Raw genomic sequence first — 13,815 nt, 5'->3', positions numbered from 1 at the left:
AGTCTACCACCCGGATCCAGGGCTGCATGATAGGCTGTTGACGTTCTCCATGAGCGGGTCCACGCGCGCGCCCGGTTCGCCGATGGGCGATGCCTCGCACGGCGAGCCTCCTGTCGGGCCTCGTCGAGGGGATGCGTTCGTCGATCGCCTCGGCGATCGGCTCACTGCGTCGCATCCGCCACCGCCGCTCGATCCCGCCACGGCGGACGACGCGCCGGCGATCGAGACGATCCCGCCGCGGTCACGGGTCCCGGTCGAGGCGAGCGACGTGCGCCGCATGCCCGACGATCGCGACGACGCGATCGACTTCCCTCCCGCCGGCCCGTCGAAGCCGCCGGACGCCTTCTCGGAGTTCGAGGAGGACGATCTCGTCAACGAGCACACCGCGATCGACGATCGCGACGCGCTGCTCAGCGAGAGCACGCAGATCTACGACGAGGGCCCGCCGATGCCGGTGCTCTTCGTCGAGTCGGGGCGCGATCAGGGCCGCGAGTACGTGCTCGTCGAGGGCGAGACGACGGTCGGTCGCGGCATCGACAACGAGGTGATCCTCGCGGACGTCTCGGTGTCGCGGCGGCACCTCAAGGTGGTGCGCGAGGCCGCCGTGCTCGTGCTGCGCGACATGGGCAGCGGCAACGGCACGATGGTCAACGGGCGCCGCGTGAGCTCGGTGGCGCTCTCCGACGGCGATCGCATCGAGCTCGGCGAGACCGTGCTGGTGGTGCGAGTGCCGGGGGCGGACCTCGCGGCCGCGGCGCAGTCGGAGCCCGATCTGCCGCGCGCGCCCGAGCACACGACGGACGAGAACGTGCGGTCCGCCGGGCCGTCGTTCGAGATGCCGCTCGCGACGCACAGCGAATGGTCGTCGCTTCCGCCCGCCGCCGGTGGGCCCTCGCTGCCGCCGCCGGCGCCGTCGAGCGCGTGGCTCGGTGCGCAGGAGCGGACCGGCAACGTGGTGCTGGATCGGCGGACGTTGCTGCTCGCGGCCGCGGGGATCGCGGTCGGTGCCGCCGTGCTCGGCGCGCTCGTGGTGGCGCTGGTGCTGCGCAGCAGCACGACGCAGCCGCAGCCGGTCGCGTCGACGCTCCCCGTGGAGAGCACGCCGGTCGCGGTGCCTGCGTACGTGCCGCCCGTCGCGACGATCCCGACGGTCGCGCCCGCGCAGCCCACGGTGGTCCCGACGGCGCAACAGGTCCCGCCTGTGCAGCCGGTGCCGCCTGCGCAGCCGGTCGCGACGGTGCAGCCGGGCGCGCCTGCGCAGCCGGTCGCGACGGTGCAGCCGGTCGCGACGGTGCAGCCGGTCGCGGCGCCCGAGCCGGTCGCCGAAGCGGCCGTCGAAGAGCGCGAGCGCGAGACGCCGGCGGCGCGCGGAGCGGATCCCTCGCCGCGCGAGCGCGGTGTGCGTCCGGTGCGCGCTCCGAGGCCGACTCGCACCACGGAGCGCGCGGAGCCGGCGCGTCCGACGCGCGGCGGCGATGCCGTTCTCTCCGCGTATCGCGGCGGTGACTTCGCGAGCGCTTCGCGCGCGGCACGCGCCGGTGGGCAAGCCGCGCTCGCCACGCAGATCGATCAGTTCGCGACGCACTATCGCGCTGCGCAGAACGCGTCGCGCGGCTCGGCGCAGGCGATCTCCGCGCTCGAGCGCGCCATTGCGATCGACAACCAGATCGTGCGCGGCGGTCACTACGGCGCGCGGTTGCGTCCGCAGCTCGTCGCGGCGTACCTCGACTCCGCACAGTCCTCGATCGGATCGCGCCCTCAGGACGCGTGTCGCCGCGTGCAGCTCGCGCTGCGCCTCGACGATGGCGCGCGCGCGACGTCGCTGGGGCGGCAGTGCGAGCAACGCGCGCAGTCGCTGCTCGGCGAAGCGCAGGGTGTCGAGCGCAACGACGCGAGCCGCGCGATCGCGCTCTACCGCGCGATCCTTCCGATGGTGCCTTCGAGCAGCGCGACGTACTCGCGCGCGCGGCAGCGCATCGACGCGCTCTCCCGCGCGCGCTCGGTCGACGAGGACGAATAGCGCTTCACGGGCACCACGGACGCGCCACGTACACGCCGGCCGGTCCGCTGAACACGAGCCCCATGTCGGTCTCGCTCGCCGAGAAGAGCGGCAGCGGGTCGCGCATCGGATAGCCGACGCGCGCGGAGAGATCGCTCGCGAGGAGCGCGACGATCGACGGGCGCGGCTCGTCGGGCGTGCCGAACGGGAGCTGCGCGTACACCACGCGCCCGTCGAAGCGCAGCAGCTGGATCGGCGCGTACGTGCTCACGCGCGACGTCGCCGGTGTCGCCCAGCCGGCGCGGCTCACCTCGACGAGGGCATCGCCTCGGCGCTCGACGGTGACGAACACGATGTCGTGGATCGTCAGCGCGCTCCCCGGGCTCGCGGGATCGGCGTGCCAGCCCATCGCGACGATCCGATCGCCGTCGACCGCGAGATCCTCGACCTCGATGTCGAGGTGCAGCGGGCCGACCACGCGCTCGCCGCCGCCGAGCACGACCCAGTGCAGGTCGGCGCTCCCCCAGGCCGCCGTCGTGGCGAACGCCGTCGCGGTGTCGCCGTGCAGGCGCGCGATCTGCGCGATCGGATCGCCGGGCGGCGCGTCGACGCGCTGCTCGAGCCCTGCGACGAGCGGCTCGGGCGCGAAGAGCTGCTCGGCGCGCCACCGCGTGACGTCGAGGTGCGCGCCCGACGCGTCGAGCGACTCGGCGTACACGTGGCGGTACGTCGCGTGGACGTACGTCGGACCGCCAGGGAGCGCGTGCGTCGCGTGATCCGTCGGTCGCTCCGCCGCGTCGAACGAGCGTCCGATCACGTTCGCGTGCGAGAGCGACTGCGTGAACAGCGATCCGGGTCGATGACGGCCGCGCGTGGGCCACCACGAGCGCGCGCCGTAGAGGCCGATCTCGCCGTCGTTCGGGACCTCGATCGTCATCCCGTCCGTGCCGAGGAACTCGCCGCCCGCGACCGCGCGCGGCGCTGCGGGATCGCTCAGGTCGATCGCGATCGCTCCGTGGTCGTCGCGCAGGTGCAACGTCGTCCCGGCGGCGCGCATCCAGTACGGCCAGAAGCGACGCGGATCGCGGATCTCCTCGAGGAACGGCGGCGTCGCGCGCATCCGGAAGAGGCGCATCCCGTCGAGCAGCGCGTCCTCGTGGCTCGCCCACACCGAGGTCGTCTCCACCGCGAGGCCGGTCCCGGGGTCCACCGGCCCGACGACCTCGCGCGAGATCACGACCGGCGCGCCTGCGCGGATCTCGTAGAACGAGAGCACGCGCATGCCCGCCTCGTGGGTCATCACCTCGAGCCCGCGGCGCGTGTGCCGCGCGATCTGGACGACGGGCGCGTCGACGCGCGCGAGCTCGACGCCATCGGCCTCGCGCAGCAGCTGAACACGCCGCTCGGTGTTGAGCGTGACGAAGCCGTCCGAGACGTGCACCGAGGTCGACGCGATCCCGAGCGCACGCTCGATCAGCCCATCGGGCGTCACGACCAGCGTGTCGGTACCAGTCGACAGATACGCGCGCCGTCGATCGGTCGATGCGGCGAGCGCCCGGCATCCGTCGGGAATCGGCACGGTGCCGAGGTCGACGAGCACGTCGGGCGCGCTCGCGTCGAGCACGCGCAGATCGCTCGGGCCGAACGGGTCGGACATGCAGACGAAGAGGCGATCTTCGATCATCGCGAAGTGGTGCGCCGAGAGCACCGGTCCCACGTCGAACGTGCCTCGCGCGAAGAGCTCGTCACCGGAGATCTCGAGCAGCCCGCCGCCGTGGAACGCGACGTAGGCGACGAGCTTCTCGCCGAGCGAGAAGGCACGGCTGATCCCGGGCGTCGGGAGCTGCAGCTCGTCGAGCTCGTCGAGCCGACCGCCTTCGCCGTGCGCCAGCACGACGGCGGTGCCGGTGCCCTCGGGTCGGAAGAACAGGAAGTCGTCGCCGCCGATGCCGACCGAGCGCCCGCGGAACGCCGGCACCGGGACCGACACGAGCCCGGCGCCGCCCGTCGAAGGAGCCCCGCCTCGGCAGCGACCCGCGACGCAGCGATCACCGAGCGTGCAGCTGTCGCCGTCGTCGCACAGCGCGCCGTCGCGCACCGCCGTCGACACGCACACGCCGCCCACGATCGCCTCGCGCGTGCAAGGGTCGAGGTCGTCGCACCCGGGAGGCTCGGACGCATCGGGCGGCACCCACGCGTCGGGCAATCCGCCGTCGGCGCCCGCGTCGAGCAGGGGCACGTGTGCGTCGAGTGTGTGCTCGTCGGAACGATCTCGCGTGTGCGAGAGACTGCATCCCACGCACGCCCACGCCATCAGCGTGAGCGACGCCCAACACGCGTGTTTCGCCATCCCCCGTTGAGTGGTGGGACCGCGACACGTCCGTCACGCGATGCCGTGCTCGTCCAACGCGGACCGCGCCCTCACGGGCACCACGGCCGCACGACGTGCACGCGCGCCGGACCGCTGAACGCCAGGCCGACGTCGCTGTCGCTCGCGGACCAGATCGGTCGCGCGTCGGGCAGCGGATAGACGAAGCGCTGCGAGAGGTCGCCCGCCCGCATCGCGACGATCGCGGGGCCGGGCGCGTCCGGAGCGCCGAACGGAAGCTGGGCGTACACGACCTGACCATCGAAGCGGAGCAGCGCCACGGGCGCGGACGCGTCGAGCCGCGGCGTCGGCGGTGTCGCCCAGCTCACGCGGCTCACCTCGACCAGCTCGTCGCCGCGTCGTTCGAGCGTGATGAGCACGATGTCCGCGGTGGTGCTCGTCGCGCCCGTCGCGTCGGGGCTCGGATGCCATCCCAGCACGACGATCCGATCGCCACGCACCGCGAGCGCCTGGACGCCGACGTCGAGCTGCGCCGGGCCCACGACGCGCTCGCTCCCGCCGAGCTCGACCCAGTGGACCGCGGCGAGCTGGTCGCTCTCGTCGGTCGTCGCGAACGCCACCGCGTGATCGTCGTGCACACGCGAGATGACGCTCACGACGCGGCCCGCGGGCGCCTCGACGTGCTGCTCGAGGCCGGCGACCAGCTCCTGCGGATGGAGGAATTGCTCCGCAGTCCATCGCAGCACGTCGAGCCGCGTCCGCGCGGTGTGGAGCCGGACCGCATAGACGTTGCGGTACGTCGCATCGACCTGCACGACGAGCCCCGGCAGCCTGTGCGTCGCGAGGTCCGTCGGTCGCTCCTCCGCGTCGAACGAGCGTCCGATCACGTCCGCACGAAGCCACCAGCCGTGCGTCTCGATCGATCCCGGGACGCTGCCGCTCGCCGATCGCGCACCGTAGAGGCCGATCGGGCCCTCGCTGGGAACCTCCACGGTCAAGCCTCCCGGCGTGCCTTCGTGCGCGCCGCCTGCGACCGCACGGGGCGCCGTCGGATCGCTCGCGTCGAGCGCCACCGCGGCGGCGTCGTCGCGCAGGTGCAGCGTCGTGCCCGACGCGCGCATCCATCCGGGCCAGAAGCGGTGGGGCTCGCCGATCTCGTCGAGGTAGGGCGCGCTCGAGCGGATCCGGAAGAGGCGAAGGTCGTCGTACATCGAGTCGTCGTGGCTCGCCCACGGAGCTGCGGCGGACACGATGCGCTCGGGGCCGAGCACCTCGTCCGAGAGCAGCTCGAGCGGGTCGGCCGCGCCGGGGTGGACCGCGAACACGAGGAACACGCGCTCCGCCGGGCCGCGCGCGCGGTTCGCGACGACCTCGAGGCCGCGACGCGTGTGCCGCGCCGCGATGACGGGCAGATCGAGCCGCGCGACTTCGACCAGATCCGACTCGCGGAGCAGACGGACGCCGCGCGTCGTGGCGAGCGTCACGTACCCGGCGCCGACGTGCACCGACTCGGACGGGATCTCGAGCGTGCGCTCGATCGTCCCGTCGGGCGCGAGGACGAAGGTCCTGAAGCGGCCCGCGAGGAACGCGCGGCTGCGATCGGTCGACGCGGCGAGGGCGGCGCAATCGTCTCCGTGGCCGACCAGGCCCTCGCTCTGCACGACGGGGACGTCGCGGTCGCTCGCGTCGACGACGTGCAGGATCGACGGCTCGAGATAGAGGTCGAGCGAGCACAGGAGCAGGGCGTCGCCGAGCGCCGCGGCGTGGCGGACGCCGGTCACGTCGCCCTCGAGCTCGAACGTGCCGCGCGCGACGAGCTCGTCCGCGCGCACCTCGAGCAACCCGACGTGGGTCCCGCCGGCGTACACGACGAGCCCTTCTCCGAGCCACCAGCTCGTCCCGACCGCGATCTCGAGCATCAGCTCGTCGACGACCTCGAACAGCCCGTCCTCGACGACGTGCACGAGCCGCACGCGGGTCCCCGATCCCTCGGGCTGGAAGAACAGGAGCTCGTCCGCGCCGATCCCGAGCCCGGGGCCAGGGAAGGGCGCCGACGCGCTCGACAGCAGCGCGGCGTCGGCCGTCGCGCGCTCACCCGCGTTGCACACGCCGGACTGGCAACGATCACCGAGCGTACAGCCGTCGCCGTCGTCGCACAGCGTGCCGTCGGGCGCCGGCGTCGACACACAAGCGTCGCCCACGAGCGCGTCGCGTGTGCATGGGTCGAGGTCGTCGCACCGCGGATCGACCGGGACCCATGCATCCGGCGCGACCCACGCGTCCGAGCCGCCGTCCGGCGCGTGGCTCGCGTCGAGCCCCGCGTCGACCTGCTCGTGCGGGCCGTCGCACGCGGCGCACGCGAAGATCCACGTCAGCGCAACCGCTTCCCACGCACGACGTGTCTGCATGCGCTCGGCATGACGCGAGCGCGACGGAACCGTCAAGCGAGCGAGCGATGCCGCTCGCTCAGCGATGGCCCTTCTTCTGCAGCACGCTCTCGACGCGCTTGTCGAGCTCGTCGAAGTCGAACGGCTTGTCGAGGTGATCGTCGGCGCCATACAGGGGCGACGTCATCTCGTTGAGCCGCTCGCCGATGCCGGTGAGCATGATGACGCCGGTGCCCTCGAGCGACGCGTCCTCGCGGATCGCGCGGCACACTTCCCAGCCGCTCATGCCCGGCATCATCACGTCGAGCACGACGAGATCGGGCTTCTCGCGACGCGCGACCTTCAGCGCCTCTTCGCCGTCCGACGCCTCGAGGATCGTCGCGTCGAGGCGACGCAGGTGTCGCGTCACGAGCGCGAGGATCTCGATGTCGTCGTCAGCGACCAGGATGGTCGGCTTCTGCCTGCTCTTGTCGGCCATCGGGGAGCGAAACCTCCGAGCGGCCCGCATCCTCGGCGGGCACGGCTCGCCTGTCAATGGCTTCGCGAGCCGCCTCCCTTCGGGAAGTTTCGCGTGAAGCTACCCACGCTTGACCGACACGGATCCCGCAGAGCACGCTGCGACGCAATGTCCGGAGGAACCCCCGAATGAGGATTCGCCTCGCGCTCGCTTCGCTCCTCGCGCTGTCCATCGGGACCGGCTGCTCGCCGACCGTCGGTGACGCCTGTGACGACGCGCTCGCGCGGACTCCTTACTACGACCGGAATGGATCCCCGCTGTACTCGGGCCAGGCCTACATGGTCGAGCAGTGCGCCAGCTGCCACGGCGAGGACGCCGCGCTCGGCGCGCCCGAGGGCCTGAATTTCCCGGTCGGCCTCGTGAGCGGCGCGGGTGAGCAGGCGATCTCGGGCGGTCGCCGGCTGCTCTGGGCGCAGGCGAACGTGCACCGCCAGCGCGACCTCATCTACTCGCAGGTCGTCAACGGAGCGATGCCGCCGCGCGGCTTCGTGCCGGCGGGCGACTCGGCGTACGCCGACGCCGACGGCAACGTGCTGCCCAGCCTGCGCACCGCCGAGGGCCAGGAGGTGCTGCGCAACTGGCTCGCCTGCGGCTCTCCGGTGATCGAGCGGACCACCCCGCTCGCGCAGCCGTGCACCGCGCCCGGCGAGTGCCCGGTCACGAACTTCTGCGTGCTCGAGGATCCCGACCCGACGGACGAGATCGACCCGCGCAACCAGTGTCTGGCGGTCGGCGACATCGTCCCCGCGGCCGGCGGCGGCGTCGACTGCGAGGGCGAGCCCCAGGCGACGTGGTCGTGGATCTACACGTGCCTCTTCCAGGCGGATCAGACGTGCACCAGCGCGGCGTGCCACGGCGGCGGCGCGATGGGCGGCGCGCTCGCGATGCCCGACGCCGCGACCGGCTACGCGAACCTGTTCGAGGTCGAGTCGGAGCCCGCGGGCGCGTGCATGGGCCGCGTGCGCGTGGTCCCCGGCGATCCCGACGCGTCGCTGCTCGTCCACAAGGTCGAGATGGGCAACCCGATGTCGTGCGAGACGCCGATGCCGATCGGCCCGCCGCCGCTCTCGGAGGAAGAGGTGGGCATCATCCGCCAGTGGATCACCGACGGCGCGATGAACAACTGAGCCTGCTCGGCGCGTGATCGCAGCGGCGGCCGGTGTCCTCGGGGCACCGGCCGCTCGCGTTCCGTCGGCTGGACGCGCCGCGTCATCCGAGGGACAACCGCGGTCCTCCCGATGGCTGGCGAACGCGATCTCCTCACCGCTCTCTCGCAGCGTCCCGTGGTGTTCGACGGGGCGATGGGCACGCAGATCTACGAGCGTGGCGTGCTCTACACGCAGAACTTCGACCAGCTCTGCGTCACGCGCGCGGATCTCGTGAAGTCGGTGCACGCGGGGTATCTCGCCGCGGGCGCCGAGGTGCTCCAGACGAACACGTTCGGCGCGAACCGGTACCGCCTCGCGCTGCACAACCTCGAGGGACAGCTCGACGCGATCAACCGCGCGGGCGTGCGCATCGCGCGCGAGGTCGCGGGGGATCAGGCGTGGGTCGCGGGCTCGATCGGGCCGAGCGGGAAGATCCTGAAGAGCGTGCGCGCCGGCGAGCTCGACGAGCTCCGCGAGGCGTTCCGCGATCAGGCCGCGGTGCTTCTCGACGAGGGCGTCGACGCGCTGATCCTCGAGACGTTCCGCCAGCCCGAGGAGGTGCGGCTCGCGATCGAAGGCGCGAAGCTCGCGCTCGACGCGGCCCCCGAGGCGAAGCGCGGCCCGATCATCGCGAGCGTGTCGTTCGACTCGTTCGGCACGATGGCCGATGGAACCGGGCCCGAGGAGATGGCGCAGCGCCTCGTCGCGTGGGGCGCCGACGTGATCGGCGTGAACTGCGCCGACGGCCCTGCGGGCGTCTACGAGACCGCGACCAAGATGGTCGGCGCGGGCAGGCCGATCGTCGCGCAGCCCAACGCGGGTCTTCCGCGGCGCGTCGAGGGTCGCTTCGCGTACATGGCGACGCCCGACTACTTCCTCGTGTTCGCGCGACGGATGCTGAAGGCCGGCGTGCGCGGCATCGGCGGTTGTTGCGGGACCACGCCCGAGCACGTGCGCCAGATGGCCGCCGCGGCGCGCATGGTCGGCGCGACGGGCGAGGCGGGCGGTCCCGAGATCGTCTCGCTCGCGGGGGCGCACGAGCTGCGCGAGGCGACGCCGCAGGTCGCGCCCGGTGTGACGCGGATCTCGCTCGCGGAGAAGGGCCCGCTCGGCGCGAAGATCGGCAAGAAGTTCGTCGTCTCGGTCGAGGTGAACCCGCCCGCCGGGCTCTCGCCGCAGAAGGCGCTCGACGCGGCGCGCATGCTGCGCGACGGAGGCGTCGACGTGATCAACGTCGCCGACGGTGCGCGCGCGACCGCGCGCATGGGCAATTTCGCGCTCTGTCACCGCATCCAGGACGAGCTCGGGATGCCGGCGATCATGCACGTGACGACGCGCGACCGGAACCTGCTCGGGCTCGTCGCGCACTTGCTCGGGTGCCACGAGCTCGGCCTCACGAACCTCGTGGTGATCACCGGGGATCCGCCGAAGATGGGCGATTTCCCCGATGCGACGCCGGTCTACGACGTCGACTCGGTCGGGCTGCTCCGGTTGATCGACGGCATGAACCGCGGCTTCGATCCCGGTGGCAAGCCGCTCGGCGCGGCGACGCGCTTCCTGCTCGCGACCGGCGCGGAGCCGGCGGCGAAGGACTATCAGCGCGAGCTCGAGCGCCTGAAGAAGAAGCGCGAGGCCGGCGCCGAGGTCGTGATGACGCAGCCGGTCTACGACCCGGACGTGCTCGATCGTTTCCTGCGCGACGTCGCGCCGCTCGACATGCCGGTGCTCGTCGGCCTCCTGCCGCTCGCGAGCTATCGCAACGCGGAGTTCCTGCACAACGAGGTGCCGGGGATGAGCGTGCCGCACGAGATCCGCGAGCGGATGCGCAAGGCGGGCGCGGGTGAAGAGGCGCGCCGCGAGGGCGTCGCGATCGCGCGCGAGATGTTGCTCGCCGTGAAGTCGCGCGTCGCCGGCGCGTACATCATGCCGCCGCTCGGGCGATACGAGCTCGCGCTGCGCGTGATCGACGGCGTGGTGTGATCGCCGCGGTGGCGGGCGCGGGGTCGCGGCCCCATGCGTCGCCTCGATGAGCGAGCTCCACGTCTCGACGATGGGCGCCGGCGATCCCGTCGTCCTCCTGCACAGCGGCGGCATGTCGTCGCGCCAGTGGCGCAAGATCGCGGAGCGTCTCGCGCCCTCGCACCACGTGATCACGCCTGATTTCCTGGGATCGGGCGAGAGCCCGCCGCACGCCGAGCCCTTCGATCACGTGCAGGACGTCGAGGCGGTCGAGCGCGTGATCGATCGTGTCGGGGCGGTGCATCTCGTCGGGCACTCGTACGGTGGTCTCGTCGCGCTCACCGTCGCGCGGCGTCGTCCGTCGACGATCCGCTCGCTCGCGGTGTACGACCCGGTCGCGTTCGAGCTCGTGCGCGAGGCGAACGACGTCGAGGCGCTCGCCGATCTCGATCGTGCGGCGCGCGATCCGATCTTCACCGACGACACGCGCGGCGGCGGCGAGGCGTGGTACCGCGCGTTCGTCGAGTTCTGGAACGGGAAGGGCGCATGGGACGCGCTGCCGGCGGACCGACGCGCGTCGTTCCTGCGCGTCGGCGCGAAGGTGTACCTCGAGGTGCGATCGCTGATGCGCGACGCGACGCGCGCCGAGGCCTATCGCGCGATCACCGCGCCCACGCTGCTGATGCACGGAGCGCGGTCGCCGATCGTCGCGCATCGCATCGTCGCGATCCTCGGGCGCGCGATCGCGCGATCGAAGGTGCGCGCGATCGAGGGCGCGGGGCACATGGGACCGATCACCCACGGCGACGTCGTGGGGAGCGCGATCGCCGAGCACCTCGCGGCGAACGGATGAAGCGCGTCGTCGTCGACCGCCCGGGCGGGTACGAGCGACTACGCGTCGAGGCGGCGCGCGACCCCGAGCCCGTGCTCGACGAGGTGCGCGTGCGGGTGCGCGCGAGCGGCGTGAACTACGCGGACTGCGTGATCCGCATGGGGCTCTACGAGTCCGCGAAGCACTACGTCGGATATCCGATCACGCCGGGCTTCGAGGTCGCGGGCACGATCGACGCGGTCGGCTCGCTCGCGCGCGACGTCGCGATCGGCACCGAGGTGATCGCGGTGACGCGCTTCGGTGGATACGCGTCGCACGTCGTCGTGCCGCGCGCGCAGATCTTCGCGAAGCCGCGCGCGCTCTCGTTCGACGAGGCGGCGAGCATTCCTGCCAATTTCCTGACAGCGCACTGGGCGCTGCACGGGCTCGCGAAGGTGCGCCTGGGCGAGACGATCCTCGTGCACTCGGCGGCCGGCGGCGTCGGTGGTGCGCTCTCACAGCTCGGTCGTCGTGCGGGCGCGCGGGTGATCGGCGTGGTCGGTCGCCGCGAGAAGATCGACGTCGCACGCGGGCTCGGGTGCGACGCAGTGATCGACGCGTCGAGCGGCGACTGGGTCGCGCGGGCGCGCGTGCTCTCGCCGCGCGGGTACGAGATCGTGCTCGATGCGAACGGTGCGTCGACGCTGCGCGCGAGCTTCGAGCTGCTCTGCGCGCCGGGGCGCCTCGTGATCTACGGGTTCCACTCGATGCTGCCGCGAGGTCGTGGGCGTCCTTCGCTCGCACGGCTCGCGCGCACGTGGCTCGCGACGCCGCGCTTCGACCCGCTCGCGATGACGGGCACGAACCGCAGCGTGCTCGCGCTGAACCTCAGCTACTTGTTCGAGCAGCGCGCGATCCTCCACGAGGGCATGCGCGATCTGCTCGTCGCGTTCGAACGAGGTGAGCTCGTCGCGCCGCCGATCACGTGCTTCGCGCTCGACGACGTCGCGAGCGCGCATCGTGCGCTGGAGACGGGCGCGACCGTCGGCAAGCTCGTGCTCGTGGCTCAGCCGTAGCGCGCGACGAGATGGAACGCGCGCCCGCGCGCGGTCCGCACCGCGTGGAGGTCGGGCTCGGCGATGTCCCAGTCGCACGCGCTCGCGACGAGCGAGCCGTGCACGACGTCGCGGTGCGGCCGCTCGCGCATGTCGGTACCGCGGACGCGCGCGAGCCCGGGCGGCGGGGTGGAGAGCGCCGCCGCGATCACGCCGTGCGCGAGGTGCACGGACGCGATGGGTCCGTATGGGACGAGCAGCGCGCGTGTGTGTTGGCCGTGCAGCGCGAGCGCGTCGTGCGCGCCGAGCGTCGCGGCGAGCACGCCCACGATGCGCGCGTCGAGGCACTGCGCGGCGCGATCCCTCGCGCGCAGGATCGCGGCGTCGTCGAAGGGCGCGGACGGACCCTCGTCGGCGCTCGCGATCGCGACGGTGACGCCCACCGCGACCCGGAAGCATCCGTCGAACCCGCGGTACTCCTCGAAGCGCGAGAGATCGTGCGCGGGGACGAGCGCGAGGTCGTCGGGGACGATCGTCTGCCAGCGATCCCACGTCGCGAGGAACGCGTCGCCGAGGCCGCGGAACAGGAGCACGCGACCGAAGAGCAGTGCGCCGCCGGTCGCGTCGAGGAACGCGGGGGCCGGACGGGCAGGGTCGGCGAACGAGGGCGTGGCGCGCATCGCGATCTCCACGGAGCCATCTACGCGGTGAGCGGATGCTTCTACCCGCGCACGTTTGCTCCGCGCGTGCTGCGCGCCTAACCATTCGCGCGTGAAGACACGCTCCTTCGTGCTCCGGTGGATGGGCGCCGCGCTCGCGCTCCCGCTCGTGGGATGTCCCGGTGGCGTCTGCCCGGCGGTGCGCATCGAGGATCCGGCGACGGCGCTCGCCTCGTATCAGCAATCGCGCGAGACGCTGCGTGTGATGCGCGCGGAGGCGCGGGTCGATCGGCGCGACGAGGAGGGTCGCATCCGCGGCACGGTGATGATGTTCCTCGAGCGCCCCGATCGTGTGCGCTTCGACGCGATGACGCAGATGGGACCGGCCGCGATCCTCACGAGCGACGGGACCACGTTCGCGCTCACGGACCTGCGCGAAGATCGGTTCTACGTGGGCCCGACGTGCCCCTCGAACATCGAGCGCCTGCTGGGGATCCCGCTCGCCGGCGATGAGGTCGCGCTGCTGCTCACGGGCCAGACGCCGCGCATCGAGTCGACGCGATCCGAGATGCGCTGCGACGGCGGGACCTACCACGTGACGCTGCACGGGAACGACGGCCGCACGCAGCACCTCGCGCTCGAGGTGCGCCCCGAGGATCGCGAGCAGCCGCCCGAGCAGCAGCAGATGCGCCTGCGCGAGTCGCGCGTGAACGCGGCGAACGGCTCGCTCGAGTGGCGCGTGACGTGGGACGACTACCGCGCGGTGAGCGACCCGAGCGGCGGCGCGGCGGTCACGATGCCGTTCCGCATCCAGTTCGAGCAGCCCTCGCGCGGGATCGACACGCTCGTGCGCTTCGAGTCGATCGATCTGAACGCCGAGGTCCCGGCCGATGCGTTCGTGCAGGAGGCCCGCCCGGGCTTGCAGGTCGAGACGGTCCAGTGCGAGTGACC

Annotated in this window: 10 protein-coding genes; 6 read left to right on the top strand and 4 right to left on the bottom strand. The window is 72.5% G+C overall.

The window, feature by feature from the left end; all coding sequences use genetic code 11:
• Positions 1–49: 49 nt before the first annotated feature.
• A complete protein-coding gene (locus DB32_RS21380; RefSeq protein ID WP_083457589.1) occupies positions 50–2,020 on the top strand; it encodes an FHA domain-containing protein in 1,971 nt (656 codons plus the stop codon).
• A 4-nt stretch (positions 2,021–2,024) separates the two neighbouring features.
• Here DB32_RS21380 and DB32_RS21375 read toward each other — a convergent pair whose 3' ends face one another.
• The 3 genes from DB32_RS21375 to DB32_RS21365 form a co-directional block, all read right to left on the bottom strand.
• Positions 2,025–4,238 (bottom strand): hypothetical protein, encoded by a 2,214-nt coding sequence (locus DB32_RS21375; protein ID WP_157069253.1) that lies wholly within the window; start codon positions 4,236–4,238, stop codon positions 2,025–2,027.
• Positions 4,239–4,420: 182 nt separating this feature from the next.
• The gene (locus DB32_RS21370; protein ID WP_053234500.1) at positions 4,421–6,736 is read right to left on the bottom strand and encodes a hypothetical protein; all 2,316 of its coding nucleotides are present in this window, start codon (positions 6,734–6,736) and stop codon (positions 4,421–4,423) included.
• A 58-nt stretch (positions 6,737–6,794) separates the two neighbouring features.
• Positions 6,795–7,193, bottom strand: a complete 399-nt coding sequence (locus DB32_RS21365) for a response regulator (protein ID WP_053234499.1) — start codon at positions 7,191–7,193, stop codon at positions 6,795–6,797.
• 167 nt (positions 7,194–7,360) lie between these two features.
• On the opposite strand from DB32_RS21365, the gene DB32_RS21360 reads away from it, so the two are divergent.
• The 4 genes from DB32_RS21360 to DB32_RS21345 all read left to right on the top strand — a co-directional run bounded on the left by DB32_RS21360 (position 7,361) and on the right by DB32_RS21345 (position 12,226).
• Entirely contained in the window at positions 7,361–8,359 is a 999-nt protein-coding gene (locus DB32_RS21360) for a hypothetical protein (protein ID WP_053234498.1), read from the top strand.
• A gap of 111 nt (positions 8,360–8,470) precedes the next feature.
• Entirely contained in the window at positions 8,471–10,360 is a 1,890-nt protein-coding gene (locus DB32_RS21355; protein ID WP_053234497.1) for a bifunctional homocysteine S-methyltransferase/methylenetetrahydrofolate reductase, read from the top strand.
• Between the two features lie 46 nt (positions 10,361–10,406).
• A complete protein-coding gene (locus tag DB32_RS21350) occupies positions 10,407–11,192 on the top strand; it encodes an alpha/beta fold hydrolase (protein WP_053234496.1) in 786 nt (261 codons plus the stop codon).
• Positions 11,189–12,226: a zinc-binding dehydrogenase gene (locus DB32_RS21345; RefSeq protein ID WP_053234495.1), complete on the top strand. Its 1,038-nt coding sequence runs from the start codon at positions 11,189–11,191 to the stop codon at positions 12,224–12,226. Before DB32_RS21350 ends, DB32_RS21345 begins: the two co-directional genes overlap by 4 nt.
• Here DB32_RS21345 and DB32_RS21340 read toward each other — a convergent pair.
• On the bottom strand, positions 12,217–12,885 hold the full coding sequence (locus DB32_RS21340; RefSeq protein WP_157069252.1) for a hypothetical protein: 669 nt from the start codon (positions 12,883–12,885) through the stop codon (positions 12,217–12,219). The genes DB32_RS21345 and DB32_RS21340 overlap by 10 nt on opposite strands.
• A 91-nt stretch (positions 12,886–12,976) precedes the next feature.
• Here DB32_RS21340 and DB32_RS21335 point away from each other — a divergent pair, with 91 nt between their 5' ends.
• Positions 12,977–13,813 carry a LolA family protein gene (locus tag DB32_RS21335; RefSeq protein WP_157069251.1) on the top strand — a complete coding sequence of 279 codons (837 nt, stop codon included), beginning with the start codon at positions 12,977–12,979 and terminating at the stop codon, positions 13,811–13,813.
• The last annotated feature ends 2 nt before the right edge of the window (positions 13,814–13,815 follow it).

Source organism: Sandaracinus amylolyticus, assembly GCF_000737325.1.
In the GTDB taxonomy this organism is placed as follows: Bacteria; Myxococcota_A; Polyangia; order Polyangiales; family Sandaracinaceae; genus Sandaracinus; species Sandaracinus amylolyticus.
Note: the sequence above shows the minus strand (reverse complement) of the source record. Positions and strands in the feature narration are given on the sequence as shown.